General features: G+C 54.0%; 22 protein-coding genes and 2 pseudogenes. 13 read left to right on the plus strand and 11 right to left on the minus strand.

The genetic code is table 11. From position 1 onward, the window contains the following. Positions 1-113: 113 nt before the first annotated feature. On the minus strand, positions 114-1,124 hold the full coding sequence (locus tag Q7C21_RS07615) for a GT-D fold domain-containing glycosyltransferase (RefSeq protein ID WP_375150576.1): 1,011 nt from the start codon (positions 1,122-1,124) through the stop codon (positions 114-116). A gap of 669 nt (positions 1,125-1,793) precedes the next feature. On the opposite strand from Q7C21_RS07615, the gene Q7C21_RS07620 reads away from it, so the two are divergent. From Q7C21_RS07620 to Q7C21_RS07650, 7 genes are all read left to right on the plus strand, one after another. Further along, positions 1,794-4,151 (plus strand): membrane-bound PQQ-dependent dehydrogenase, glucose/quinate/shikimate family, encoded by a 2,358-nt coding sequence (locus Q7C21_RS07620; protein WP_375150577.1) that lies wholly within the window; start codon positions 1,794-1,796, stop codon positions 4,149-4,151. Positions 4,152-4,452: 301 nt separating this feature from the next. Continuing rightward, the gene (locus Q7C21_RS07625; protein ID WP_008925178.1) at positions 4,453-5,433 is read left to right on the plus strand and encodes a TIM barrel protein; all 981 of its coding nucleotides are present in this window, start codon (positions 4,453-4,455) and stop codon (positions 5,431-5,433) included. Between the two features lie 55 nt (positions 5,434-5,488). Then, on the plus strand, positions 5,489-6,529 hold the full coding sequence (locus Q7C21_RS07630; RefSeq protein ID WP_003853575.1) for a substrate-binding domain-containing protein: 1,041 nt from the start codon (positions 5,489-5,491) through the stop codon (positions 6,527-6,529). Positions 6,530-6,544: 15 nt separating this feature from the next. Next, positions 6,545-8,047 (plus strand): sugar ABC transporter ATP-binding protein, encoded by a 1,503-nt coding sequence (locus tag Q7C21_RS07635; RefSeq protein ID WP_008925180.1) that lies wholly within the window; start codon positions 6,545-6,547, stop codon positions 8,045-8,047. 32 nt (positions 8,048-8,079) lie between these two features. Continuing rightward, a complete protein-coding gene (locus tag Q7C21_RS07640; protein ID WP_003853579.1) occupies positions 8,080-9,051 on the plus strand; it encodes an ABC transporter permease in 972 nt (323 codons plus the stop codon). Beyond that, entirely contained in the window at positions 9,051-9,908 is an 858-nt protein-coding gene (locus Q7C21_RS07645) for a MurR/RpiR family transcriptional regulator (protein ID WP_008925181.1), read from the plus strand. The genes Q7C21_RS07640 and Q7C21_RS07645 overlap by 1 nt, the downstream gene beginning before the upstream one ends. A 2-nt stretch (positions 9,909-9,910) precedes the next feature. After that, a complete protein-coding gene (locus Q7C21_RS07650) occupies positions 9,911-10,771 on the plus strand; it encodes a PfkB family carbohydrate kinase (RefSeq protein WP_140033449.1) in 861 nt (286 codons plus the stop codon). A 58-nt stretch (positions 10,772-10,829) separates the two neighbouring features. On the opposite strand, the gene Q7C21_RS07655 is transcribed toward Q7C21_RS07650, so the two are convergent. Further along, entirely contained in the window at positions 10,830-11,861 is a 1,032-nt protein-coding gene (locus Q7C21_RS07655) for an NADP-dependent oxidoreductase (RefSeq protein WP_003853584.1), read from the minus strand. Positions 11,862-12,180: 319 nt separating this feature from the next. On the opposite strand from Q7C21_RS07655, the gene Q7C21_RS07660 reads away from it, so the two are divergent. Then, complete coding sequence (locus Q7C21_RS07660; RefSeq protein ID WP_003853586.1) at positions 12,181-12,579, plus strand: VOC family protein; 399 nt, start codon at positions 12,181-12,183, stop codon at positions 12,577-12,579. 126 nt (positions 12,580-12,705) lie between these two features. After that, positions 12,706-13,224 (plus strand): glutamate racemase, encoded by a 519-nt coding sequence (locus tag Q7C21_RS07665; RefSeq protein ID WP_375150616.1) that lies wholly within the window; start codon positions 12,706-12,708, stop codon positions 13,222-13,224. On the opposite strand, the gene Q7C21_RS07670 is transcribed toward Q7C21_RS07665, so the two are convergent. After that, entirely contained in the window at positions 13,217-13,966 is a 750-nt protein-coding gene (locus tag Q7C21_RS07670; protein WP_375150617.1) for a DeoR/GlpR family DNA-binding transcription regulator, read from the minus strand. The two genes, Q7C21_RS07665 and Q7C21_RS07670, sit on opposite strands and share 8 nt — an antisense overlap. An 83-nt stretch (positions 13,967-14,049) precedes the next feature. On the opposite strand from Q7C21_RS07670, the gene Q7C21_RS07675 reads away from it, so the two are divergent. Continuing rightward, positions 14,050-14,634: an NUDIX domain-containing protein gene (locus Q7C21_RS07675; RefSeq protein ID WP_003853592.1), complete on the plus strand. Its 585-nt coding sequence runs from the start codon at positions 14,050-14,052 to the stop codon at positions 14,632-14,634. A gap of 42 nt (positions 14,635-14,676) precedes the next feature. Here Q7C21_RS07675 and Q7C21_RS07680 read toward each other — a convergent pair whose 3' ends face one another. Together Q7C21_RS07680 and Q7C21_RS07685 are read right to left on the minus strand one after the other, a co-directional pair. Next, complete coding sequence (locus Q7C21_RS07680; RefSeq protein WP_003853594.1) at positions 14,677-15,777, minus strand: NADH:flavin oxidoreductase/NADH oxidase; 1,101 nt, start codon at positions 15,775-15,777, stop codon at positions 14,677-14,679. 249 nt (positions 15,778-16,026) lie between these two features. Further along, positions 16,027-16,311: pseudogene (locus Q7C21_RS07685) on the minus strand (SDR family NAD(P)-dependent oxidoreductase); the annotation flags it as partial. Here Q7C21_RS07685 and Q7C21_RS07690 point away from each other — a divergent pair. Next, a pseudogene (locus tag Q7C21_RS07690) lies at positions 16,296-17,087 on the plus strand (LysR substrate-binding domain-containing protein); the annotation flags it as partial. The pseudogenes Q7C21_RS07685 and Q7C21_RS07690 sit on opposite strands and share 16 nt — an antisense overlap. A 16-nt stretch (positions 17,088-17,103) precedes the next feature. On the opposite strand, the gene uraH reads toward Q7C21_RS07690, so the two are convergent. After that, positions 17,104-17,526 carry a hydroxyisourate hydrolase gene (gene uraH, locus Q7C21_RS07695; protein ID WP_003853600.1) on the minus strand — a complete coding sequence of 141 codons (423 nt, stop codon included), beginning with the start codon at positions 17,524-17,526 and terminating at the stop codon, positions 17,104-17,106. Positions 17,527-18,016: 490 nt separating this feature from the next. Between uraH and Q7C21_RS07700 the strand changes: the two genes are divergently transcribed. After that, entirely contained in the window at positions 18,017-19,036 is a 1,020-nt protein-coding gene (locus tag Q7C21_RS07700; RefSeq protein ID WP_375150578.1) for an alpha/beta hydrolase, read from the plus strand. A 389-nt stretch (positions 19,037-19,425) separates the two neighbouring features. On the opposite strand, the gene Q7C21_RS07705 is transcribed toward Q7C21_RS07700, so the two are convergent. Both Q7C21_RS07705 and Q7C21_RS07710 read right to left on the minus strand, forming a co-directional pair. Further along, on the minus strand, positions 19,426-20,751 hold the full coding sequence (locus Q7C21_RS07705; protein WP_375150579.1) for a type II toxin-antitoxin system HipA family toxin: 1,326 nt from the start codon (positions 20,749-20,751) through the stop codon (positions 19,426-19,428). 4 nt (positions 20,752-20,755) lie between these two features. Then, positions 20,756-21,052, minus strand: a complete 297-nt coding sequence (locus Q7C21_RS07710) for a helix-turn-helix transcriptional regulator (RefSeq protein WP_008925195.1) — start codon at positions 21,050-21,052, stop codon at positions 20,756-20,758. 307 nt (positions 21,053-21,359) lie between these two features. On the opposite strand from Q7C21_RS07710, the gene Q7C21_RS07715 reads away from it, so the two are divergent. Beyond that, complete coding sequence (locus Q7C21_RS07715) at positions 21,360-21,695, plus strand: gamma-glutamylcyclotransferase family protein (RefSeq protein ID WP_003853609.1); 336 nt, start codon at positions 21,360-21,362, stop codon at positions 21,693-21,695. 339 nt (positions 21,696-22,034) lie between these two features. On the opposite strand, the gene Q7C21_RS07720 is transcribed toward Q7C21_RS07715, so the two are convergent. The 3 genes from Q7C21_RS07720 to Q7C21_RS07730 form a co-directional block, all read right to left on the minus strand. Beyond that, a complete protein-coding gene (locus Q7C21_RS07720) occupies positions 22,035-24,080 on the minus strand; it encodes an FUSC family protein (RefSeq protein ID WP_375150580.1) in 2,046 nt (681 codons plus the stop codon). A 114-nt stretch (positions 24,081-24,194) separates the two neighbouring features. Continuing rightward, positions 24,195-25,577, minus strand: a complete 1,383-nt coding sequence (locus tag Q7C21_RS07725) for a M24 family metallopeptidase (protein WP_375150581.1) — start codon at positions 25,575-25,577, stop codon at positions 24,195-24,197. Positions 25,578-25,878: 301 nt separating this feature from the next. Then, positions 25,879-26,085: a type II toxin-antitoxin system MqsA family antitoxin gene (locus Q7C21_RS07730; RefSeq protein WP_003853616.1), complete on the minus strand. Its 207-nt coding sequence runs from the start codon at positions 26,083-26,085 to the stop codon at positions 25,879-25,881. Positions 26,086-26,172: the final 87 nt, after the last annotated feature.

The raw sequence follows: 26,172 nt of genomic DNA on the forward strand, positions 1-26,172 counted from the left end.
TGGCAGGTAGCGTGCCCGGGCAGTTTACTCTGCCCGAAACGGTATTCGCTGATCTCGCTAATTATTTGCCTGCGCATCAATGCGGTGCAGTTGCTGCCTGACAATGGTGAGTTTTACGCGGCGTTATGATGGCTCGGGCTGACGTGGGGCAGTGGGATAACCACGGCTTCTGCTTCGGCTTCTGTGTCCGGCATTTTGTTCAGTGATTCGCCGACGTGTTGCAAAATCTGCCGCTGGTAAGTTGCATCGGCCACGGTAGTCTGTTCACTCAGCAGCAAGCCCGCCTCATTGACGTTTTTACCTTCTACTTTTATTTTTGTAGTGGCACTGGCCAGCATCCACTCATATTCAATGTCAACGTGACCGCTATCGATACAGCGGATACCTCGCTGACTTAAATCATACGCCAGTACCGTTGCCGTCGGCCCTAAAGAAATCAAGACCAGATCAAAGTTGACGGCATTCTCTAATACGGTATCAAAAAGACGGTCATAAACGGAAAAGGCATTACGGTTCAGCGTGGTAATACGTTTAACGTCGCTTGCGCCATCAAGTAAATCATTGCCTAAACCGAGACGTGTGCCACTGCCCTCAACAATTAATACCCGACGGCCCTGATAAAGCTGTTTGAATTTATCAAATATCGTCCGGGAAAGTTTTTTTTCTTTATAATCGTGATAAGGGCGGGTGACAGACGTATTTCCATACCGGACCTGTTGATTCAGCAGAGTCTCATAATGTTTAAAGTAAAATGATTTATGGAAGAACCAAAACAGGGCCGATCCATTTTTCATATTACGGGTAGTGCGAAAGGCATCCGGCAGACAAATCAGGCAGTTCGGATTAGCCGCAGCGTCCTGTTGCAGCAAGGCTTTGAGCCGCCCTGACAGTTTTGGATCAAAGGGCTGAAAACCGATATTTTTATACCAGGTCATTTCAAGTTCGCCGTCGCCGTAACGGGCCAGAGATAATTGTGGATTACGTAATAACAGATCAATTGTTTCTTCTATCGACATTACGGAATAACGCTTTACTCGTGCCTGTGCAGCAGGGTAGCGAATAGCTGCATTTAAAAACTTAAACGGAAAACGAAACTTGCGATAAATAGCGTTGAGTGCGGACATAGTCAACCTGCCTGGGTTATTGCTGCCAGAGAAAATCCTGCCTGCTGGCTGGATAAAGAGAAGTGAGAAGAATGAAATATATCACAATTAGATTCCGCGTTATGCTACGGAATGTCTGAATTACTCTTCAGTCCCGGAACGACTTCTTTTATTAATCTATATATTTTTGAGGTTAAAGTGACAGAAATCATGACAGCGTAAAGTCAACTGCCAGATTTAATAATGTGAAAATCATTGACACCGCATGAGTGCTGATACTCTTTCTGTTTAAAAAAGGAAAAGAATAACATTCCCGCTTTCAGCAATAAGAGTTATTGCAGGGCGGTGCAAACAAACCATTATGATTATTTGACGTTAAAAATTGTCCATCAATTACACTTAAGCCAGCTTTATAGAAGCGATGCTTGTCTGATATTTGTTCGCCTTTGAACAAAAGGTGCGATAGTTAGCGGCCTATGGTTAACATTTTGTGATGTATATCTCGTTATTCTGCCTTCAGAAAGTAAAAAAAGCGGTCTGAATACCTCTGCAGGTAACATTTACAATAAATATTGCTAATGATTTACGCCTGTACACGTTTTTACATATTTCACACGTAAGTTAAAATCTCGTTGAATTTATGTTTCCAGCTTAACTTACCTATCATCGCTAATGACCCGAGGAAGGATCATGATCAATAAATTAACCAGTATAATCATGGTGATATTTGCTATCGCCCTGATTTACATGGGAGGACAACTCCTGCTGGCTGGAGGCAGCGCGTTCTATGCGCTGATGGGTGCAGGCATTTTGCTCAGCGCTATTCTGCTATTAATGAACAAGCGCAGTGCGCTGACGCTCTATGCGCTGCTGATGTGGGTCACACTCTTCTGGACTATCTGGGAAGTGGGCTTCGACAAATGGCAGTGGATCCCGCGCGGTGACCTCTTTGGTGTGCTGGGCGTCTGGCTGGCTCTGCCGTGGGTGGTTCGTCCGCTTTATCAGGGACAGCGTCGCTTCCATCCGTTCCTCGGCGGTTCAGTGGTGCTGATGGTACTGCTGGTGGCTGGCCTCTGCTTCTACGATCCGTTGCCGCAGCAGGGCACTATCAATACGCCGCGTAACGCCTCTGCGACCGGCGGTGCCGCTGACGAGTGGAGCGCCTATGGCGGAACCGCGGATGGCCAGCGCTTCTCGGCGCTGAAGCAGATCACCAAAGATAACGTCAACGATCTGGAAGTGGCCTGGACCTATCACACCGGCGATCTGCGTCAGGGTGATGATGCGACCGAATACACCTTTGAAGCGACGCCGCTGAAAGCCAACGGCATGCTTTACTTCTGTACGCCGCACAACGAAGTCCATGCGCTTGACCCGGAAACGGGTGCGGTGAAGTGGAAAACCGCGCCGGATAAAAACCGCTCTTATCTGCAGCAGCATCAGACCTGTCGCGGCGTGAGCTATTTCGATGCCGGTCAGCAGGTGCAACAGCAGACGGGCGCAGCACCGGCCATCTGCCGCAAGCGTATCTTTAACGCGACCACCGATGCCCGCCTGCTGGCGCTGGATGCCGACACCGGCAAGCCGTGCGCTGACTTTGGTGACAACGGTGTGGTGAACCTGCGCGCCAACATGGGCGAGGTGCGTCCGCATGCGCTGATGCAGACCTCAGCACCGCTGGTGGCAGGCAATCTGGTGATTGTCGGCGGCTCAGTGATGGATAACGGCTTCAACAGCGGCAACCCATCGGGTGTGATCCGTGCCTATGACGCCGTCAGCGGTCGTCTGGTGTGGAACTTCGATCCGGCTAACCCGGATAACACCGCGCCCGTCGCTGCAGGAGCCACTTATCCGCAGGATACCCCGATCGCCTGGGCTACCCTTAGCGCGGACCTGAAAAACGGCCTGGTCTATGTGCCGTTTGGTAATGCCTCGCCGGATGAAGTAGGGATTGAACGCGATCCAGCCAGCAACACCGAGAAATTCCGTGATGCGCTGGTGGCGCTTGATCTGAAAACCGGTGCGTTCAAATGGCGCTATCAGAGTTCGAACCACGACCTGTGGGATCGTGATAACCCATCACAGCCCTCGCTGGTAGATATTAACTATCAGGGCAAGCCGCAGCCTGCGGTGATCCTGCCGACCAAAACCGGCAACCTGTTTGTGCTGAATCGCCTGACTGGCGAACCGGTTTACCCGGTAGAGCAGGTTAAGGTCTCTACCGATGGCATTAAGGGCGAGCAGTATGCGGCGACCCAGCCGGTCTCCAGCCTGAACTTCATCCCGCAACCACTGACTGAGAAGTCGATGTGGGGCATCACGCCGTTTGATCAGATGGCCTGCCGCACCACCTTCCGTGAGTTGCGCTATGACGGTAACCCGTGGACGCCGCCAACCGAGAAAGGCTCGCTGATCTTCCCGGGCAATATCGGGGTGTTTAACTGGGGTTCCGTGGCTGTTGACCCACAGCGTCAGATGCTGATTGCGGCACCGGTACGCCTAGCTTACAAATACAACCTGATTAAGCGCACGCCGGAAACCGAAACGCAGCGTACCTTCACCAAAGATGGCACGCCGTACTGGAATGAGAACTTCCACGGTGACTACGCGATTCACATCCAGCAGATGGCGTCGGGACTGGGTATTCCCTGCATCGCGCCACCGTGGGGACGGATGGTGGGTGTGGATCTGACCACCGGCAAAACCGAATGGCTGCGCCGCGTCGGCACCACCAAAAACCTCAAGACCAGCTTCCTGCCTGGCCGCTTCCCGATCGGTTTCCCGATGGGGATGGTGGCGCACGGCGGACCGCTGCTGACGGCGGGTGATCTGGTGTTCCACGGCGCAACGGCAGATAACTTCTTCCGTGCTTACGACAGCACCACTGGCGAACTGCTGTGGCAGACTGAACTCAGCGCCGGAGCGCAGGCCACGCCATCCACCTTTATGGGTAAAGATGGCAAGCAGTACGTGGTGATTGCCGCAGGCGGCCACGGCTCGCTCGGCACCACGCAGGGCGACAGTGTTGTCGCTTTCCGTCTGAAGTAAGTCATCTCGTCCCGCTGAGCGCCGCCCTGGCGCTCAGCTTTTTTCATTTATTTCTCTGCCAGATTCCATGCCCGGCTTCTCACGACAACCCGTTGTCTTTCAATTAAATTCTCCCTCCACTGCCTGTTATTCATCTGATAACACACCGAAACTATTTCGTGACAGTGCTCCCGGTTTAGAGATTTCCCCATCCTGACAGACTTGCGCATTAAGCCGCGAGGCGTAGATTAATATATAACTTCACAATTAATCGTGAATATGAAAAGTACTTCACAATACGCACTCTGAAGGATTGAGCCTCATGTCGGAACTGAAATTTGCTACCCGTCTCAACTCGTTCGCCTCGGGCGCACACCTCTACTGGCCTGACCTGCAGGGCAAGCCGTCGGTTCTCCAGATGGTTGCCCGTGCGGGAAAGGTAAATGGCTTAACACATCTCGATCTTAACTTTCCGCAGCATCTCACCACTGACATCGCCACTCTGCGCCAGGCGATTGAGGATGCGGGCCTGGCGGTAAATGGCATGCAGATGCGCTGGGATGCACCTCAGTTCAAAATCGGTGCATTTACGCATCCGGATGCGAAAGTGCGTCGTGAAGCGATCGAGCTGACCAAGCGCGGTATCGATGCGGGTCGGGAGTTTGGTTCCCGACTGATGACCCTGTGGATGGGGCAGGATGGATTTGATTACTGCTTCCAGGCCGACTACAAAAAGATCTGGGAGGATGCGGTCAGCGCTGTACGTGAAGTGGCAGAGTACGCGCCGGATGTCGACGTCAGCATCGAATATAAACCGAATGAGCCTCGCGCCTACAGCATCTTCCCCAACGCGACCACCTGTCTGCTGGCAGTGGAAGAGGCCGGCTGCGCCAATCTGGGTATCACGCTGGATTTCGCGCACGTCCTGTTTGCCAATGAGATCCCGGCTTACGCTGCTGCGATGGTGGCACGCCGCTCACGGCTGCTGGGACTGGACCTGAATGACGGCTGGGGCAAACGTGACGACGGACTGATGGTTGCCTCCGTGAATCCGCGCGCCACGCTGGAGTTTCTCTGGCAAATGCAGCGTGACGGCTACAGTGGCGCTTACTACTTCGATACCTTCCCGGATGCCAGCGGTCTGGACCCGATTCGTGAAGCAGAGAGCAACATCGCCACCGTTAAGCGCCTGCTCAGACTCTGTGACCAGTTGCACGGTAACGCGGCATTACTGGCGGCTATTTCGCGTCAGGATGCGGTGGCTTCCCAGCAGATAGTCAACGACATCATGCTGGCTCGCTGACAGTCGATTAATCCTAAGAACATCACACCTCTACCCACATGCTGAGACTATAAAAATGAAAAAACGCCTGCTTGCCTTTATCGCTTCTTCACTGCTCTGCAGCACAGTTTATGCGGCAGATCTGGCACCGCTGCAATCCGACACTGAACCGGATCGCACCGACTGGACCCAGCTTGATACTAAATATGGCGCGCTGCCGAAAGTCGACAAGTCGCTGAAAATTGGCGGGGTATCAAAAACCCTCACGAATGAGTACTGGCGCCTGCTCGGCCAGGGCTACCAGGACGCGGCGAAAAAGTATGGCATTACCGTCGAGTACCAGGCGGCAGCCAATGAGGACGATCAGCTTGGTCAGCTGTCGATTGCAGAGACCCTGATCTCCCAGGGCTTTAACGGCCTGCTGGTTTCGCCGCAGACCGACATCAACCTGCAGCCTGCGCTGGAGAGTGCGAACAGCAAGAATATCCCGGTGGTGAACGTCAACGATGCGGTGATGCCGAATGCGCGTTACTACGTCGGCAACGTGCAGAAAGATAACGGTGTGCGGGTCGCGAAGTGGTTTATTCAGCATCATCCGCAGGGCGGGAAAGTCGCGGTGATTGAAGGGCAGCCGGGCGTGTATGCCGCCGGACAGCGTACCCGTGGCTTCAAAGAGACACTGGACGCAAATGGCAAGTTCACCATTGTTGCCAGCGTGCCGGCGAACTGGAGTCGCGAGCAGGCCTTTAATGCGGCGTCAACCATCCTTCAGCAGCATCCTGACCTGATCGGCTTCTATGCGAACAACGACACCATGGCGCTGGGCGTGGTGGAAGCGGTGAGGGCGCAGAACAAAGCGTCACAGGTGGCGATTTTTGGCACTGACGGCATTTCGGATGCGTACGCCTCAATCAAGCGCGGCGAGCTGACCGGCACGGTGGACAGCTTCCCGGTGCTGACCGGTGAAGTGGCGATGGACGTCATGATCCGGCTGATCAATGGACAGAAACTGTCGCGCGTTATCTCCACGCCACAGGCGTTGATCACTAAAGAGAACGTCGACGCGTTCTCGACCAAAGACAACAACCGGTTGCGTGAGCTGCTGGCTCAGCAATAGTCGGCGGAGGCGGGTATGGAACAGTTTCGCTTAATGATGCGCGGCATCAACAAAAGTTACGGTAACGCCGCCGCACTGCAGGAGGTCGATTTTTCAGTGCGACCCGGCGAGGTGCATGCGCTGATTGGGGAAAACGGCGCGGGTAAATCGACACTGCTGAATATCCTCTCAGGCGTGCGCGGCGCTGACAGCGGAGAGATCAGCGTTAATGGCAACAGAGTGCAGATTCGCAGCCCGCTCAGTGCACGTCAGGCCGGTATCGCCATGATTCACCAGGAGTTGCAGCATGTTCCTGAGCTTTCCGTGGCGCAGAACATGTTCCTGGGTCGCCCGCTGACCCGTGCCGGTGGCTGGTGGGTGGATAAAAAAGCGCAGCTGGCGCGGGCGACGCTGATTCTGAAGACGCTGGATCCCACTATCGATCCCGATACGCCGATCAGAAATCTCAAGGTGTCGCAGCAGCAGATTGTTGAGATCGCCCGTGCGCTGCTGGATGACGCAAAAATCATCGCCATGGATGAGCCGACTTCCAGTCTGACGCCCCGCGAGTTCGACCGGCTGGCGGAGCTGATAGGCGATCTGAAGTCGACCGGCGTCTCGCTGATCTATGTGTCGCACAAGATGAATGAGATTTTCCGGGTCTGCGACCGCGCCACCATTATGCGTGACGGAAAGCAGGTGGGTGTGGTCAACATCAGTGATGAGGATGAAGAGAGCATTGTCGCCAAAATGGTCGGACGGAAGATCGACAAACTCGACCATCAGGCGTTTGTCAGCGAACGCGAGGTGCTGCGGGTAGAGGATCTGACGCGGGGCAATGACGTGGTAGCCGCCAGTTTCAGCGTGCGAGCTGGTGAAGTACTGGGCATTGCCGGGCTGGTGGGTGCGGGGCGGACCGAACTGCTCAAGCTGATTGCCGGCATCGACAGGCGTACCGGTGGCACGGTGAGCGTCAACGGCACCGCAGTGCAGAACCACAACGTGCGTGCGGCGATCAAAGCAGGTATTGGCCTGGTGCCGGAGGATCGCAAGAAAGAGGGCATCATTAAAGAGCGGGCGGTGAAGATGAACATGGCGCTGCCGTCGATGCACCGCTTCACGCTGGCGGGGCTGATGAACCATGCCCGGCTCGACCGTGAGGCGCTGAGGGTGATGGGCGACCTCAAACTGCGTCCGCTCGACATTGAGAAAACCATCGGAACGCTGAGCGGCGGCAATCAGCAAAAAGTGATTATTGGCCGCTGGGTGGCGGCGGATGCCAACGTGTTTCTGTTTGATGAGCCGACGCGTGGCATCGACATTGGCGCTAAGTCTGAGATCTATCACCTGATTGAGAAACTGGCGCAGGCGGGTAAAGCCATTGTCGTGGTGTCGTCAGAGATGACCGAGATTATGCGCATCTCTGACCGGGTGCTGGTGATGCGCGAGGGGCGTATCACCAAAGAGCTCACTGGCAGCGCGATCACCGAAGAGAACATTGCCCGCTATGCCATTAAAGATATCGACCAGACCGCCTGACCGCTTACCTGACACTATTTAAGGTTAATATTATGACGACTCAGACCTCCACCGCGCCAGGTACCCGACCCGCGCTGCGGCTTAAATTTAACGTGCGTGATGCCGGTACTTTAATTGGCCTGTTGATTATCGTGGTGACATTTTCGTTTCTGTCGCCGGTCTTTTTCACGCTGCCAAATCTGCTGAATATATTGCAGCAGTCTTCGATCAACGCCCTGATTGCTCTGGGCATGACGCTGGTGATTATCTCCGGCGGGATTGACCTTTCGGTTGGCCCCACCGCGGCGCTCTCAGCGGTGCTGGGTGCCACGCTGATGACCCTGGGTGTGCCGGTGCCGCTGGCGATTCTCGCGACGCTGGGCGTCGGCGCGATGTGCGGGCTGTTCAGCGGTTCGCTGATTGCCTATGCCGGGCTGCAGCCGTTTATCGTTACGCTGGGCGGCCTGTCGCTGTTCCGGGCTATCGCGCTGATTTATACCGGCGGCAATCCGGTCTTTGGCATTCCGCTGGCGTTCCGCAGCCTGATCAATAGCACGGTGCTGGGTATTCCGACGCCGATTGTGATTGTGGCGGTGATTGCGCTGCTGCTCTGGACGGTGATGAATAAGACCCCGCTGGGGGAATATATTCTGGCGATCGGTGGTAATGAAGAGGCGGCGCGGGTCGCTGGTGTGCCGGTGAAGCGCACCAAGGTGACGGTTTACATCTTCTCCGGTCTGCTGGCGTCACTCGCTTCGCTGATTCTGATTGGTCGTCTGGGCGCTGCCGAGCCGACTATCGGCAACCTGTGGGAGCTGGACGCTATCGCGGCGGCGGCCATTGGCGGTGCATCATTGATGGGCGGCAAGGGCAGTATTTTCGGCACGCTGATTGGCGTGGTGATCCTCGGGGTGTTACGTAATGGCCTGACCTTACTGAACATTCAGGCCTTTTACCAATTGCTCGCTACCGGCCTTATTATTATCATAGCGATGTTGATTGACCGGGCGACCCGAGGCAAGTAATGAAGCAAGATCCGCGAGCCATTGGCGCTCAGATTCGTATGCGTTTGCCCCAACTGACGCCGTTAGAACGCCGTGTGGCGGAGGCGATAATTGCCCGAACCGACATGACTGAGCAGTCGTCTTTAAAGGAGATTGCGCAGGAGAATAATGTCTCTGAAGCGATGATCGTTAAGATTACAAAAAAACTTAACTTCACCGGCTTCAGGCATTTCAGAAGTGGTCTGATCTATTACAACCAGTCTGAAGTGGCGGGACTGCATGCGGAAATTGAGCCGGATGATTCGTCGGAGCAGTTGCTGGCCAAAGTCTTCAGAACCTCTATCCAGGCCATCGAAGAAACATTATCGATTCTGGATGTCTCTGAATTCAATCGTGCGGCGGATATCATCTTTAAAGCGCGTCATATCGATCTCTATGCTGTCGGCGGCTCTGCCGCTGTGGCGCGGGACCTGTCGCACAAGATGCTGAAGATTGGCATCAAGTCGACCGCCTATGACGACGCCCACATCATGCTGATGTCAGCCGCCGTGTTATCTGATGACGATGTGGTTATCGCCATCAGCCATTCGGGTGCGACACGTGCAGTGAACGATCCGGTTAAACTGGCGGGAAAGAATGGCGCGAAAGTGATCGCCATTACTAACTACGCCGAATCCCCGATCGCGCAGAGTGCGCATGTGGTCCTCAATTCAACCTCTCAGGGATCGCATCTGTTGGGTGAAAACGCCGCGTCACGCATCGCCCAGCTCAATATTCTGGATGCGCTGTTTGTCGCTATCGCCAAGAAAGATCTGAAGCGGGCGGAGAAGAACCTGATGAAAACCCAGCATGCGGTTCAGGATCTGCGGGAATTCTAGCTATGAGCAAAATTGCAGTCACCGGCAGTCTTCATTACGACATTATGCTGGACGCACACCATCGCCCGGAGAAAGGCGAAACGGTGATGGGCAGCGCCTGTCACTATAAGTTCGGCGGCAAGGGCGGGAATCAGGCGGTCGCGGCGGCCCGTGCGGGCGCAGCAGTGCGTTTTGCCGGGTCGGTGGGGCGCGATCAGCAGGGGAAATTCCTGCTGGATCATCTGCAGCAGGCCGGTGTCGATTGTACGCAGGTGAGTGTGACCGATGCGCTTCCCTCCGGCATGAGCGTGGCGATTACCGATGCTGAAGGGGATTACGGCGCGGTAGTGGTCTCTAATGCCAATCAGCAAATCCCGCTGGCAACCTTTGCACAGCCAGGCTTCTGGCAGGATGTTTCGCTGCTGGTGCTGCAAAACGAAGTCCCGGAGGCGGTAAATCTCTGCGCGGCACAGGCGGCACGGCAGCGGGGGATTACGGTCTGTGTGAATGCTGCACCTGCCCGGACATTGTCGGCGGGGTTTGAGGGCTGTATCGATCTGCTGGTGGTGAACGCCATCGAAGCGCGCGATATGTGCGGGATTAACGTGCAGGATCTGACTTCAGCGCGTGCTGCTGCGGCATCGCTGGCGGGACGCTTTGCCCGCGTGGTGGTGACAGCAGGTGAACACGGAGTGGCTTACAGCGAGGCAGGAGAGACGCACACGCTGGCGGCGCAAAAGGTGACGCTGGTCAGTACACACGGTGCCGGGGATTGCTTTGTCGGGGTGTTGTGTCAGCGCCTGAGTCTTGGCGCAACGCTGGGAGAGGCGGTCAGTGACGCTAATCGTGCGGCTGCCGAACACGTTTCACGACAGCCGCATTGATTCATCGCGTTGATTAATAGATAGCGTGCCACGTCACTGACGCGGCACGCTAACGCGATTACTCGCTGACTTTCACCACGGTTTTACCGAAGTTTTTGCCATTCAGCATGTCGATAAACGCCTGTGGTGCATTCTCTAATCCCTCAATCATATGCTCGCGATAGTGGATTTTTTTGCTCTCCACCAGCGGGCTCATTGCTTTGAGGAACTCAGGATAACGGTCACCGTAATCCTGGAAGATGATAAAGCCCTGCATACGGATACGACGCTTAAGGATACCTGCCATGATCAGCGAGGTTCTGTCCGGACCGTCCGGCAGCTCACGCTGGCTGTACGCGGAGACCAGACCACAGACCGGCACGCGTGCCGCGGTGTTCAGCAGCGGGAATACGGCATCAAACACTTTGCCACCGACGTTTTCGAAGTAAATATCGATGCCATCCGGGCAGGCGTTTTTCAGTTGCTCTTCAAAGTCTGCGCTGTGGTGATCGAGGCAGGCATCAAAACCCAGCGTATCGACCGCATAACGGCATTTTTCTTCGCCACCGGCGACACCGACTACGCGGCACCCTTTCTGTTTGCCCAACTGACCGACCGTTGCGCCCACTGGACCGGTTGCGGCGGCAACCACCAGGGTTTCGCCCGCTTTCGGCTGACCGATATCCATCAGACCCATATAGGCGGTAAAGCCAGGCATACCGAGAATGCCCAGCGCCCATGAAGGATGTGGCATATCGTTGTCCAGCTTCGCAATCTCTTTGCCATCGGAAACGGCATATTCCTGCCAGCCGCTCTGCGCCAGCACCCAGTCACCGGTTTTAAAGTTGCTGTTTTTCGATTCTGCAACCTGACAGACGGTGCCGCCCACCATTGGCTCATCCAGCTCTGCGGGCGCAGCGTAGGATTTACCCTCATCCATCCGGCCACGCATGTAGGGGTCAAGCGAGAGGTAGATGGTTTTCAGCAGCACTTCACCCTCTTTGATTTCCGGAACGGGCTGAGCCACATGGCGGAAATTCTCTTTGGTCGGCTCACCGTGAGGGCGTGATGCCAGTAACCAGGCGTGGTTCTGGGTAGCGTGTTCAGTCATATTGTCTTCCTTTTATAGCCAGGCAATGCACAGGACATTGCCGTATGAATACCGGGAAAGTGTAGATGACCGCAGCGGGAATGCGTTTAGCGCTGTGAGCGGTAAGGTGATTTTCCGGATAACCGGAACAGGGTGCCGACCGCAGCGGCACGCCGACTGCAGAGCGATTTCAGGGTCAGGACTGCGCGGAAGGGTATTCACATCTTTTTGCAAAAAACGGTGGTTTGATGGAAGTGCCGGGGAAGTGGTTACGCATCCAGCGTCACGGGAAGCTCAGAGGATTGTGATAAATATCAGTGAACTCAACAAGGAGAGAAGCATGACTATCCCGCATCTGCGTATTGCCCGTCCAGTGACTGACCTGACGCAAAGCTGCCAAATCTATTGCCTTGGGCTGGGGTTGCAAAAAATCGGTGAGTTTACTGACCATCAGGGGTTCAGTGGTGTGATGCTGGGCGCTGACGGGCTGGCCTGGCATCTCGAATTCACGCTCTGTCACACGCATCCCGTCCGGCCATCGCCAACGGATGACGATCTGCTGGTGCTCTACATCCCACAACAGCCTGACTGGCTGGCTCGCTGTAACAGCATGGATGAGGCAGGCTTCCGGCGGGTGCCATCATTTAATCCCTACTGGGATCAACGGGGCGTGACATTTATGGATGGGGATGGTTATCGTGTCGTTATCCAGCAGGCCGCATGGTCGCCCGCACGCTAACTTTATGAAGAACCGGAGCTCACCCTGAACATTCTTTGCTTCCATACCGCCGCCAGTAATATCGCGATTTTTGATGATGCCGCCCGCGCACTGGCTCTTGATATTCTGCCCCTGAATCATCTGGTGATGCCTGCGCTGCTGACTGAGGCGGAGCGCAGCGGCGGGATGACAGTGGAATTACGCCGACGTATTGCACAGCTGATTGAAACACTGCTGCCGCAGTTTGATGCGGTTCTGATCACCTGTTCGACGCTGGGGCCGGTTGCTGATGATTTCAGTACGCATGCTGGGGTAATGCGCACTGACCGGATGTTAGCGGAGACACTGCGGCGTCTTACGGGGCCGACGGTGGCGCTGTGTGCAGCAGAATCGACGCTGGCTGCGACACGGACACTCTTCTGTCATCCAGACAGTCAGATCGAGGTCATGCTGGTGGAAGATGCGTGGGCAGCGTTTAAAGCGGGAGATACAGCACGCTATTTTGCCCTGATTGGGGCAGCAGCAGAGCAGGCTTATCAGCAGGGCGCGGTTGCCGTTGCCCTGGCACAAAGTTCAATGACGCCCGTTGCACAGCAGTTTCCCCCTGCGCAGAGACCGCTGACCGGCCCGTATCTTGCGCTGCAGGCTTGCTGCGATCTCAGATGATCGTCACACCATGCTGGCTGAGCGCCTTTTTCAGCGCCTCGTCCGGCTCTGTTTCCACTACCAGCGTACTCGTAAGTGACAGATCGCCAATGGCAAATGCCGACGCTGAATTGAGCTTTTCGGCGGACGCCAGTACCACGGTTTCTGCTGCGCGTCCTGCCAGCGCCCGCTTCACCGTCGCTTCTTCAAAATTCCCGGTTGTCAGGCCCGCCGCCGGATGCACACCGGTAACACCCATAAAAAAGAGATCGGCGTTAATGCGGTTTATCGACTCCAGCATGGCTGCGCCTACCGCCACCACCGAATGCTTATAAAGTTGCCCGCCAATCAGTATAACCTCCACGAGTGGGTGATCGGCTAACGCCAGCGCCACGCTGGGACTGTGTGTCACGGCGGTAAAGCTCAGCGTTGTCGGCAACTGTCGTACCAGTTCTGCGCTGGTGGTCCCGCCATCAATCAGCACAATCTGGCCTGGCTGGATCAATGAGGCCGCTTTTCTGGCGATAATCTGTTTAGACGCCGTCTGCACGCTTTTTCGTGTTTCAAAGGTGCCCAGTGCAGCGGATACCGGTAACGCACCGCCATGCACCCGTTGCAGTAATCCTTCCGCCGCCAGTTCACGCAGGTCACGCCGGATAGAGTCTTCGGAGAGACCAAATCGCTGGCTCAGGTCGCGCGACTGAACCTGTTTTTCCTGGGCGAGCAGGGCGAGAATTGTCTGTTTTCGTTGGCTGGATAGCATCATTCCATTCTGCATGTTTTTTCTTGAATTTGCACGATTGTGCATGATAGCGTGTGGGCTGTCCACTTATCCTGGAGAGTATCATGCAGCAGAATCATCCCCGCGTACGCATCATCAACGAGCAGTTGCTGTCAGATAACTGGTATACCCTGAAGAAGTACACCTTCTCGCTACTGCGCAGCGATGGACGCTGGCAGGAGCAGAGCCGTGAAGCCTACGATCGGGGAAACGGCGCGGTGATTCTGCTCTATAACCGTGATAAACGCACAGTCGTGTTGACCCGGCAGTTTCGCTTTCCCATTTTCCTGAACGGGCATGATGGCTTTCTGATTGAAGCGGCAGCTGGTCTGCTGGATAACGCCTCGCCTGAGACGCGTATTGTTGCCGAAGCGGAAGAGGAGACGGGCTTTCGCGTCAGTCGCGTAGAAAAGGTTTTTGAGGCTTTTATGAGCCCCGGTTCAGTGACGGAAAAACTCTACTTCTTTATTGCTGAGTATGACGATCAACAGCGCAGCGGTGAAGGCGGCGGAATAGTTGAAGAGGGCGAAGATATCGAGGTACTGGAGATCGGTTTCGACAAGGCCTTACAGGCGATTGATCAGGGTGAGATCGTGGATGCCAAGACCATTATGCTGCTCCAGCATCTGCGGCTGAAAGGCATTCTTTAAAATCGCGGGCAGACCACGGTAACGCGGCCTGCCCGTTAACGCTTACTGATCCTGCGTCAGGATGCCTTTGACATCGTGCGGTTCAGAACGCAGATACTGCGGCGGAACCTGCACTTTGCCATCCAGTGCGGCGGCGGCGTGCCACGGCCAGCGGGGATCATAGAGAATGCCGCGCGCCAGCGCCACCAGGTCAGCGTCGCCCTGTTGCAGAACACCTTCTGCCTGCTGAGGTTCAGTAATCAGGCCAACAGCAATCACCGGGATTGACACCTGCTCGCGAATATCGCGGGCGAAAGGCACCTGATAATTGGGTCCGACGCTGATTTCCTGTTTTTCCGACAAACCACCACTGGAAACATGAATATAGGCGCAGTTAAGCGCTTCCAGCTCACGTGAGAGGGCGATCGACTGCTTGATTTCCCAGCCGCCTTCCACCCAGTCCGTCGCGGAAATACGCACACCCACCGGAATGGCAGCGGGAACGGCTTCACGGACGGCTTTGAACACCTCAAGCGGGAAACGCAGTCGGTTTTCCAGCGAGCCGCCATATTCATCACTGCGCTGATTCGAGAGCGGTGACAGAAACTGATGCAGCAGATAGCCGTGCGCGGCATGCACTTCAATCAGTTGAATACCCAGGCGCACTGCACGGCGGGCACTCTCAACAAAAGCCTTTTTTACCCGCTGCAGATCGTCAATGCTCATGGCAACCGGTTTAACTTCATCCGCGCTATAGCTCAGTGCCGACGGGGCTACGGTTTGCCAGCCGCCTGCATCGGGTGCAATCTGCTTACCGCCTTCCCAGGGAACCGCACACGACGCTTTACGTCCCGCATGGCCCAGCTGCATACCAATCGGGATAGAGGAGTAGCGGCGCACATCATCCAGAACTGTTTTTAGTGCGGCTTCATTATCATCATTCCACAAACCGAGATCGCCGGGAGAGATACGGCCAATGTCCTCAACGGCAGTGGCTTCAATAATCATCAGACCGGCGCCGGAAAAGGAGAGCTGGCCAAGATGGATCCGATGCCAGGCGGTCGCATTGCCTGCTTCAGCGGAGTACTGACACATCGGGGCAATCACAATGCGGTTATCCAGCGTAAGTTCGCCGAGCGAGACAGTGGAAAAAAGTTGGCTCATGTTATCTCCATGGTGTTATGACGGACGTGACAGGCAATAACTATAGCGGGGGATTTACCGGACGGGATGACTGCAACGTGACATTTTATGACTGCGTGCCGGACGACGGAGAGATCGCAGCTTTTCCTTCGGGTTATGAAACAGGGAGTGACTGGCTAGCGGTCAGCCAGCCAGCCAGGCTGTGCTGGTCTGGCTGAACCGGGATTTCGGGTTATCACTGTTGTGGCAGCGTTCAGGCTGGCTTAAACCTCAGACCTGTGCCATGCCGCCATCGACAAACAGCTCTGTCGCGTTAATAAAGCTGGCGGCATCAGACGCCAGAAACGCAACGGTACGGGCAACCTCCTGTGGTTCACCCAGACGGCCAAGCGGTATCTGTGCCGCCAGCGCATCAAACAGACCCTGACGCTGCTCTTCACTCACCAGATCACCCAACCCAGGCGTGCGAACCGAGCCAGGACTCACGACATTAACCCGGATGCCGCGATCTTTCAGATCCAGCGCCCACGAACGGGCAACATCTCTCCGTGCGGCTACTGCAACGCACCACCCGGCGCGTGACCGTCACCGCAGAAGGGCAGGAATACTATGAGAAAGCACTGCGTATCCTGCACAATCTCGAGGATATTGATGCCTGTTTTAATGCGCGGCGCAGTAAACCGCGCGGGCAGTTACGCGTTGATATCGGCGGGTCTACCGCACGGGATATTCTTATTCCGCTGCTGCCCGATTTCTTTGCCCGCTATCCGGACATTACGCTGGATCTTGGCGTCTCGGACCGCCCGGCTAATCTGATTAGCGACAACATTGACTGTGTCATTCGTGGCGGTCCTTTGGCCGATTCCTCACTGGTGGCGAGTCTGATAGGGCACGCCACGCTGATCACCTGCGCGACACCCGCCTATCTCAAAGCATTTGGGATTCCTGCTTACCCTGATGAACTGCGCAACGGACACCGGCTGGTGAGTTATCTTTCGCCGCAAACCGGCAAACCGTTTCCGCTAAAGTTTGAACGTCAGGGTGAGAAAATAGAGATCACCAGCGCGCATCGCATTGGCGTTAATGAAAGTAATGCACACCTGGCGGCGGGTCTGGCCGGGCTGCGGATCATTCAGACGTTCAGTTATTCACTGTCGTCGATTCTGCGGCAGGGCGATATGGTGGAGATACTGCGCGACTGGCGGCCTGCGGGTTATCCGTTTCATCTGGTTTATCCGCAAAACCGGCACGTAACGCAACGGCTGCGGGTGTTTATCGACTGGCTGGTGGCGTGTTTTCCGGCTCGCGTCGCGGGGGAATCCGGCACCTGAGTGCCGGATTAGCAGATTAGTTGCCGCGATAGGTTGAGTAACCAAACGGGCTCAGCAGTAACGGGATATGGTAGTGCTCGCCACTGGCTTCCATGTTGAATTCAACCGGAATCTCCGGGAAGAAGGTTTTCTGGTTGGTTTTTTTGTAGAAGTCACCGGTTTTAAACACCACACGGTAGCTGCCCGCACTGGCCATCTTGTCCTGCGGGAACAGGGCGCTGATACGACCGTTATTGTCGGTAACGCCTGAGGCCAGTTTTACCCAGTTATCCTGCTGCTTTTGATCCAGCTCGACTTCGATGCCCGCTGTAGGCTGACCGGTTTGCAGATTAAGAACGTGTACGCTCAGCGGATTTTTAGCGGCAGCGGGCTGAGCTGCGATAGCGGACGCGCCAGAGGTCATCAGTAATGTTGCGATCAAAGCGTATGATGTTTTCATCAATGTTTCCTTTATTGATTGGTTGAAGTCGTGTAGCAGTGCAGAGAGAGTAAAGGGCCTGAGACCAAAGCGAAAATCAGCCGCGGTAAATGTGAAATTTCTGAGGGAATTAATCTATTTAGTTACATCATACAAAAGTTGTTTTTTTAATTAATAGTCCGGCATTTGTGCGATAAAAGTTGATCAGAGAAAAGTGCCGCCAGGTTGAATTCACCGGGATTGGCAGCCAAAGCAGGGCACCAGGAGTTCAGTGCTGAGCAGAGAGCTGGATCAATTCAGGATTTTTCCGCTTCTGAAATGTCGCGCTCAATGACTGCAATTCGATACAGATAGCTGCAATTTGCCACGTTAACCCCGATGATTTCCAGGAAGACTGGTTCTGCCATTTAAATGGCGCGCTATTTAGTTGTTTACAATGAAGAGGTGCCGTGTCATTGTCCGGCCAACCAGATAGCACACTATTAAATAGCAAGTTAATCGGAGTCCTGTAATGAAAATGAAACTGATCGCCAGTGCATTACTGTTAAGCAGCCAGATAAGTAGCGCGTTTGCTGCGCCAACTGAAAACAGCCCGCAACCGACCGTAGGTGTTGCCGCCTTTCTGAAAGCGCTCAACAGCGGAACGGGTAAACCAATTGAGCAACTCTCTGTCAACGATGCCCGGGAAGTATTGACCGGAGCACAAAAGGGCGCAGAACTGCCGCCGGCACAGATTTCACAGAAGATCATTACTGTACTGGGCAAGCCTCTGACGCTGACCATCGTTAAACCTGAGCACGCCAGCAGCACATTGCCGGTGTTTATGTTCTTCCACGGCGGCGGATGGGTGCTGGGCGATTTTCCAACCCATGAACGTCTGGTTCGTGACATGGTGAATGCATCCGGTGCTGCAGCGGTATTCGTTAACTATCAACCTTCGCCAGAAGCCCATTTCCCGGTGGCAATCACTCAGGCCTATGAAGCCACTAAATGGGTCGCCGACCATGGTGCTGAAATTGGCGTTGACGGAAAACGTCTGGCGCTGGTTGGTAACAGCGTTGGCGGTAACATGGTGGCGGCAGTTGCGTTACAGGCGAAGCAGTTTAAAACGCCAGCTATCCGTTATGATGTGATGCTATGGCCGGTTACCGATGCGCGTTTCGACACGCCGTCATATGAGCAGTTTGCTGACGGACATTTCCTGACGAAGAACATGATGAAGTGGTTCTGGGATAATTACACGACGTCGGAAAAAGATCGTAATAACATTCTGGCATCGCCGTTGCGCGCCAGCACTGAACAGCTGAAGGGGTTACCGCCAACGCTGATTCAGACTGCAGAGCTGGATGTATTACGGGATGAAGGTGAAGCATTCGGTCGTAAGCTGGATGCAGCAGGCGTGCCGGTGACCGTTACACGGTACAATGGCATGATTCATGACTTCGGTTTGCTGAACGCCTTGAGCCAGGAACCGACAGTCAGAACAGCCATTGACCAGGCGGGTGAAGCACTGCGTTCGCATCTGAAATAATCTGATGACAAACCCCGGACTGCATCGTTGTTCGGGGTTTTCAGGCGATCTGTTTGAAGGCATCACTATGAAGGTGCAGGGCAGTGGCAGTAACGTAACTGCAGGTCGGAAGTACAGGAATGAATGACGCAGTATCACAGCGATAAGTGCACTGTTAATCTCTTATTTAACATAATATACATTATGCGCTCTTTGGTCAGGTGTCTGTCTTATCCTGTTTTCCACCTTTCCCAGGGAATCTCTGCGGATGCCTGATGATTCTGTCTGACAATGAATCTCTCCGTCTTTTCATCATTCAGGCTGTAATCGATAAACATCTGCGTTGCCGTGTTGCACCTCTCAGCCTGTTCTCTTCTGACACTGTGTTCAGTGGGAAATTTTAATCGGCGCTAATTTCCGGCCAGACGCCTGCATTGCTGCGTTATGCCATCAAACACGCGTTCTGCCAGTTCTGACGGGAACTGATCTGGCAGTTGCGCGCGAACACGCTCGATGACGTCCGGTGCGTCAGAAATTATTTCATCCATCATCATCTCAACCTGCTTTTTACTCAGGCCGGTCTGCTCACCGTGGTTAATCCAGTGCCGTCTTTGTATTCTGTAGAGTTTGTAATAGTTGTTGCTGCCGCGAGCGGCCATCGCCAGTTTGCATTTTTGCCAGGCTATCTGATTATTGCCATTTCCGATGAGCGGCCATGCCGATAAAACATCATAAAGTGGCGTAAGGCAATAATGCCCCTGAGGCCCTATCGCAATACTGAAATTTTTAGCATGGCCATCTGTGGCCGCCAGTACCCAGAAAATTATCTGCGCTTTAAAGAAATGCAATCTGTCCTGTTCTGCGTGATCTGAATGACTCAGAATCTCCATAATTTCAGAGATACCTGGCCCGCCGTCGGCCTGATATTTGCGTAATGGTGACATCCCCGCAGCCTGACACATATCTTCCTGAGGTAAACGAATGATCCAACGCTGATCACCTGACCATTTGCGGTCAAAACGTTCAACCACCAGGACTTTCTGATCTTCGAATTGAGCGATTTCTGTTCTTGCGACCGGGATGCCGAATTGTTCAAGTAGCAGCGAACAGAGCCATTCGTTTTCCACGGATGTACTCATATCAGCTTTCATATTGCCGACCAGGCCAAGCGGCAACTTGAAAATATGCGTCGTTGGCGTATTCCCTTCAGGCCTGCACCACCGATCGTCATGCCATAATAACGCTGTTTTTTCCTGCGCACCGGCAATGGATAGCCGTAAGTCGCCTGTATCACTCTGTCTGCCGGGTAATGATGCCGCCGTGGTATTTCGCAATGTCATTGCGATCTCTGATTCAGAGAGCGGCCGATATTTTACGCAATATAAATCCGTGGGTTCATCGCCCTCTTTCAGTAACTGTATCGCGCCTACGCAATCTTTTCCCAGCTCGGTCAACAGGTCAAAAGGGTCGAGACTTTCTGCCTGATACCGCATTGCCAGACGCCTGCGAATCCCTTCACTATCCGGTAATAAATTATCAAAGTAGTCACGTACCACATTTCCGCGCCAGATTTGATCGCCGGGGGTAAAAGGCAAAGAGAGCGATAACGGTCTTCCTTGCGCGTCGGCACTCCATTCAGGAAGATATTGCAGCGTATCTTCTCCTTTGCTTTTGTTCCAGAATCCAACCTGGATACCGTTCATCCATATCACTAAACGCTGCTGTCTCCGGCTCATAGCGTCACCATTTCTCCCGTCTCGCAGGTGAATTTTCTAATGTCCCCTTTTCTTCTGTCTGCTTTCCTGCGGATGAGCTTATTCCCGAAGAGAGAGTCATCTCCACGCCCAGCAGTGTGAAGATTTTGAAGAGGCGTTCAATGCTGGCTCTGGCCGGGTTGGCTTCCAGACGCGCATAAGTCTGCTGAGTGACGCCTAATCGTTCAGACAGATCTTTTTGCGTCAGTCCATTTGCTTTGCGAAAACCAATAAGCAAAGGACGCAACTGGCTGAGTGTTTTTATCGGATAGACATTTTTCATCGTGCGCTGACCGCTTTAACAGGTGATACAGCCTGTACGCTGTTTAATCAAAATACACTCTAAAAGCTGTTAAAGCAATATAACAGCTTAAAAGCTGTAATTTGCTAATACAGCCTTCAGGCTGTTAACGTCGGCTTTCCTGTTTTACATGCGTACTCCAGGGCCGGGATGCGTGCGCTAACTGTAGAATTTTTGTGCTCCGCAGGCGCTGCTACGTCAATTCTGAATAACTGGCGTGACGTCAGGGCTGCAGAATTTATCACAACGCGTTAAAGTAACCGGCTTTGAGTCTGGAAAACGAGGAAAAATGGAACGCTTATTTGTCTATGGCACGCTCTGTCCGGGCCGGGAGAATGCCCATATTCTTGAAAACATTAGCGGCGAATGGCTGGCCGGCTCGGTAAACGGCACCTTCTATGAGCGTGGCTGGGGTGCAGCGGCTGATTTTCCTGGCATTGTTCTGGATGAACATGGCCCCGCTGTACCAGGATACTTGTTTATCTCTGAGCAGCTGGATGCGCACTGGCCAATGCTGGATGCGTTTGAAGATGGCTATGATCGCGTCGAAGTTCGCGTAACTGCCGGGGATAACCAGTATTACACTGCGTGGATTTATCAGTTACAGCCACAGGTAAACAGCTAATTCTCTCAGCCTGTAATGCGCCAGGCGCACCCTGCTCTTATTGCGGGTTTCAGCCGCTGCGTGATGCGAATTTGACGAATCCCCAAATGACGGCAACAGTGTCAGGCTGACATGAAAAAGTATGCAACACACTGATTTTAAATGGGTATAATTTCCGCTTTACTCAGCAATCCACCCCAGCGTTTTCCCATCATCCCGGCTCGTGTTACTGTAAGACATGACAAACAGGCACCCTGTCTGACATCTGTTTTAGATTAAGATCTTATGTATGATGTAACTAAAAGGTATTCTCTTTACTACACTTCAATCCCGGTTCGAAACACCACCAGCCAGCCCCTGTTACTCCGGCCAGCGCTGATGGGGAAAAAGTGATACCCGAATATTAAAAAGATGGATTAATGGCGCGACAGCTGCACTCTCCTCGCGGGCAATTCTTTCTATCCGCAGCAGTAACAGATCCAGTTCATCCAGCAGATCCTGATGCGGCGCTAATTGCAGTGACTTCATTTTGCGTTTGAGATAAAGCGCCAGCTCGTGAAACATCTGACCGCTATCAATCCGATGGCTCTCCAGCACTTCCCTGTATCGTGCGTAAAAGTCATAACAGTTGGCACCCAGCCAGGTTTCGGTAATCAGATACCCACCCACCACGATATCCGGCACCGGATCGAGACGCTTACGCGGCAAAATAATGTTCACCCTGTCGAGCATTCGGGCAATAAATTGTTGCCGTGACAGCAGCGTGGCGGAATTACGTTCCACCATTTTGATAAATCCTAACAGGTCGCGCAGTCCCCGTTGCACCGCTCTTCTGGCAATCCAGGAGGGCCGCTTATTGCGAATCAATGCCGTCAGCACCACAGCAAACATAATCCCCACCATTGAGGAGATGGCCGCGTTCAGCGTGACGATCAGGTTTGGCACATAGTGATGGCTTAAGCCGATAAAGCCGGGGATCTGAATAGCGACACTCAGCCCCACCATATTGGTTGCCGGATTAGCGATCACCAGACTTAGCAGCATCAGGCCAGGCAGCAGACAGATCATCAACGCCTGTAAGGTATTGGCCTGTGGAATCAGGAACGCGATATAAAACAGGCTGACCACCAGTGCAATCACCACCCCTTTCACGAAGAGCTTCATCGGCGTCACCGGGGAATCAACACCCGCGAAAAAAGAGCTGATAATCGCCGCCATCAAAGGCGCATTCGCCCCATCAGCCCAGCCGCTGCCAATCCAGAACAGGCTGGAGAGAAAGGTGGCCAGAAAAGCGGTCAGCGCGGACAACCGCAGCAGGCCTTTATCAATATGACGATGTTCCCGGATATTGCGGATCGCCGCCCCATCCCCGTGGCTGTAGAGATCCCCGGCTCGCGCGCTGACATTTTCATAGGCATCGGCAATACGTACAAAGTTAGCCAGCCGCTCCAGCAGACCAATCAGCAGCAGACTCTCTTCAGTTGGCAGACGCCCTGCCCGCCATTCCTCTTCCAGCGTCGCCTGACTGGAGGCAATCGCCTCACGCAGTCCGGCAATATCGTTAATACGGTCATGATGCAGCCACAACAGAAATTCCTGAAACACGTCGGTGACGCACGGCGGAAAACGAATGTTCAGTTCGGCCAGTACGCCCAGCCGTGACTCAATCGCGGTCAGCGTCGGCAGCAGATAACTCAGATGCTGATACTGCACGCTGACCAGACGGATGACATTACCCGCCGCTTCGCCCTCATAAACACAGTGTGTCAGCAATGTTTCAACATTCAGCGGATAGCCCGCCATCTGAATCAGGATATCTTCCCGCTCCAGCGATTTGTTCTTCGCCATTCCGCTGATCAGTTCATCACAGAGTTTGCGCGCGTTGAGAAACCAGTGATTAACGCTCTGCCCCAGCAGATGGTGCATCGAAACCGGAAATACCAGCCGGTGAACCAGCGTACTGCAGAGGATACCCAGCGTAATCTCCTCAATACGTGAAATGACGGTATTAATAATCGCCGACGGCGTATCCACATCAGGAAAGCCCATTATCGCCGCACTGTAACCCGCCAGCATAAAGACATAACTCTTCGGCGTGCGGTCATGCAGAGAAAGATAAAGGCAAACCGTTACCCACAGTGACACACAAAGACTGAACAATACGGGTGACTGCACGGTTTCAGGATAGATCAGCAGAATGAAGATGCCGCCCAGCAGCGTGCCCATCAGACGAAACAGTGATTTCGAGACGGTCGATGCCGCATAAAGCTGTGACGTGACAAAAACGGTGGTCAGCGCCCAGGCGGGTTTTTCGAAGTTAAGAAAGAGTGCGACAGAGAGTGCGATAAACGCGGCAAGAGAGGTTTTGCAGGCAAACAAAACCGCGTTTTTGGTAAACCATTTCATCGAATGAGAGCAACCAGGAACTTTCTGAGGCGCGTATCCTGACAGATGCGCCTCTGTTTTACTCTCAGTTAAATTTTACAAATTATTACCGGCCTCGTCAGGCCGGGTAATCGTCTACTGACGCACCAGCGCGCGGCGCTTATCCAGTAAAAAAGGGCGTAAATACCCTACCGTATTTGAGAGCAAAATCACCTCTTCCGGCAACCGGATCCTCAGCACCTCCGCCAGGTAGGTTTTGCGCTGCGTCATACGCTGCCAGACATCCGGATAAGCGCGCGCCAGCTCATCACGCAATGCCGCATCTGCCAGCCCGACCGTATCCTCAATACTGCAGCCTCCGTAACCCGGCACCGACGGGATGATATCAATCTGCAGCAGCATACCGCTCTTTAGTGTCACGGCAGAGTCGGGATAGACAGGTGAGCTTAACCACTCCTCGTCAGCCACCAGATGCCCCGGATTCAGATGCCAGCCATACTCTGCTTTGGGCAACACGCTCTCAATAAGTGAATAGAGTTCGCCGCCGGTCATACCGATGTGCAGATCTTCCAGCCAGCTGACCACCGCATGATAATAGGGGATCGCCAGACGGGTTAACCAGTCCGAAACGTTACACTGTAACTCAGAAGCCTCGCTGACTACATAAGCGGAACGACTTGTCAGCCCGCCTTTATAGCCGGTAGTAAGAGAAAGCTTATCGCCAGTGACGAGCTGTTTATCCGATGGATAAAGCCGGGCATGCGCAAAACGATCGCCGGTTGCCGCAATCGTCATCACCGTATTAGGCTGACCTTCTGCGTTAAGCTGTGCGCCTAACGCCTTCTCCGTGTTGCCTAGCTCTACGCTATCCAGCGCAGCCAGCATGGCGGTTGACGCAAGATTTGCCCCAGCCTCATAAAACGCCACTTCATCGGCGCAATTCACGCAGCGCGCACCGTTATCCGGCGAAATAAACAGCCCGGTCGCGTTAACCAGCAGCGCATCACTGCCCGTCGCCTGCGCCGCTGCAGCGTAAACGAACTGCGGCAAATCACACATTCCTTGTTGCCTGCCGGTAAACAACTTCCAGCCCACCAGCCCGGTGCGTTCTCCCGCGACAATCCCGGCCTCATTTAACAGCTGATCCAGTGGCTGCTCACCGCGCATCGGCTGATTAGGCAACGAAAAGAGCGGCGCATGCAGACAGCGCCCCGGATTGCGGGCAAAAGGCACCAGCTTTAGATTCTCATTACCCATGATATAAGTGAGAGCGCCCTGCTGATTCACCACCAGCAGCGCCTCCTCGAAGCGAGGAATGAATCCCGCCAGATACTCAAAATTGCTGCCGTGCTCTTTGTCGGCATAGATAATCAGCTGTGCAATCTTCTGCTCCTGCATGCGCTGAATAATAGCGGCCAGACGACGATGCAGCGTTTCATCAGACAACACAGGACTGGCGACACCGGGAAACACCGGCGGTGAAGCAATGACTTCCAGGGCATAGCGATTGGCATCCATAACGCACTCCAGTGTCCGCATTGACAGAGTCAGGTTCCCGTTCCCAGGGTAAACCTAATGTTTCTCCTGTAGGGTGCCACCATCACACAACTTACTCGTTGCGTGTTATCAAAAGATGGACATTCCCTTATAACGATTTGCCTGCCTTGTGCAGGCTTTTTTATGGGTGATTCGTCGCAGGAAACATTGTTCGCCGGGACCGGCGACAAAATGGTCAGCGACGCAGGACCCAATAAGAGTGAGCCGATCAGAAGAGTACATAAAGCGATAAGCAGAGCCCGCTTTACGCGGGCTCCTGATATTATTTGATGGGAACGCCGGCATTCTCCAGCGCTTCAGCCTTTTCGGGATACTGCTCTGCCGTGCCGGCATTCATGATCACAGCCCCGCAACGGATGCAGTGATCGCCCTTCACATCGTGCACAACATCATCCGGATTACCGGTATTGAGACTGACATCACGCGTGGCGTAAACAAACGCCTCTCCTTCACATCCCGGACACTTCATACCCATACTCCTTTGTTATGCCTGTCAGATAAGCATAGCTGACCCGCTTTTAACGAGACATGGGCAGACTGGCTTTTCAGCATAGTG

Source organism: Pantoea sp. ANP04, assembly GCF_041982285.1.
GTDB classification, from domain to species: Bacteria; Pseudomonadota; Gammaproteobacteria; order Enterobacterales; family Enterobacteriaceae; genus Pantoea; species Pantoea eucalypti.

Bases quoted from the DNA above. Each gene is read 5' to 3' on its own strand.
- Q7C21_RS07650 (WP_140033449.1), top strand. From the start codon at position 9,911: ATGAGCAAAATTGCAGTCACCGGCAGTCTTCATTACGACATTATGCTG.
- Q7C21_RS07705 (WP_375150579.1), bottom strand. From the start codon at position 20,751: ATGAGCCGGAGACAGCAGCGTTTAGTGATATGGATGAACGGTATCCAG.
- Q7C21_RS07630 (WP_003853575.1), top strand. From the start codon at position 5,489: ATGAAAAAACGCCTGCTTGCCTTTATCGCTTCTTCACTGCTCTGCAGC.
- Q7C21_RS07615 (WP_375150576.1), bottom strand. From the start codon at position 1,124: ATGTCCGCACTCAACGCTATTTATCGCAAGTTTCGTTTTCCGTTTAAG.
- Q7C21_RS07665 (WP_375150616.1), top strand. From the start codon at position 12,706: ATGCCTGCGCTGCTGACTGAGGCGGAGCGCAGCGGCGGGATGACAGTG.
- Q7C21_RS07715 (WP_003853609.1), top strand. From the start codon at position 21,360: ATGGAACGCTTATTTGTCTATGGCACGCTCTGTCCGGGCCGGGAGAAT.
- Q7C21_RS07700 (WP_375150578.1), top strand. From the start codon at position 18,017: ATGAAAATGAAACTGATCGCCAGTGCATTACTGTTAAGCAGCCAGATA.
- Q7C21_RS07625 (WP_008925178.1), top strand. From the start codon at position 4,453: ATGTCGGAACTGAAATTTGCTACCCGTCTCAACTCGTTCGCCTCGGGC.
- Q7C21_RS07725 (WP_375150581.1), bottom strand. From the start codon at position 25,577: ATGGATGCCAATCGCTATGCCCTGGAAGTCATTGCTTCACCGCCGGTG.
- Q7C21_RS07645 (WP_008925181.1), top strand. From the start codon at position 9,051: ATGAAGCAAGATCCGCGAGCCATTGGCGCTCAGATTCGTATGCGTTTG.
- Q7C21_RS07640 (WP_003853579.1), top strand. From the start codon at position 8,080: ATGACGACTCAGACCTCCACCGCGCCAGGTACCCGACCCGCGCTGCGG.
- Q7C21_RS07730 (WP_003853616.1), bottom strand. From the start codon at position 26,085: ATGAAGTGTCCGGGATGTGAAGGAGAGGCGTTTGTTTACGCCACGCGT.
- Q7C21_RS07655 (WP_003853584.1), bottom strand. From the start codon at position 11,861: ATGACTGAACACGCTACCCAGAACCACGCCTGGTTACTGGCATCACGC.
- Q7C21_RS07660 (WP_003853586.1), top strand. From the start codon at position 12,181: ATGACTATCCCGCATCTGCGTATTGCCCGTCCAGTGACTGACCTGACG.
- Q7C21_RS07680 (WP_003853594.1), bottom strand. From the start codon at position 15,777: ATGAGCCAACTTTTTTCCACTGTCTCGCTCGGCGAACTTACGCTGGAT.
- Q7C21_RS07635 (WP_008925180.1), top strand. From the start codon at position 6,545: ATGGAACAGTTTCGCTTAATGATGCGCGGCATCAACAAAAGTTACGGT.
- uraH (WP_003853600.1), bottom strand. From the start codon at position 17,526: ATGAAAACATCATACGCTTTGATCGCAACATTACTGATGACCTCTGGC.
- Q7C21_RS07620 (WP_375150577.1), top strand. From the start codon at position 1,794: ATGATCAATAAATTAACCAGTATAATCATGGTGATATTTGCTATCGCC.
- Q7C21_RS07675 (WP_003853592.1), top strand. From the start codon at position 14,050: ATGCAGCAGAATCATCCCCGCGTACGCATCATCAACGAGCAGTTGCTG.
- Q7C21_RS07710 (WP_008925195.1), bottom strand. From the start codon at position 21,052: ATGAAAAATGTCTATCCGATAAAAACACTCAGCCAGTTGCGTCCTTTG.
- Q7C21_RS07670 (WP_375150617.1), bottom strand. From the start codon at position 13,966: ATGCTATCCAGCCAACGAAAACAGACAATTCTCGCCCTGCTCGCCCAG.
- Q7C21_RS07720 (WP_375150580.1), bottom strand. From the start codon at position 24,080: ATGAAATGGTTTACCAAAAACGCGGTTTTGTTTGCCTGCAAAACCTCT.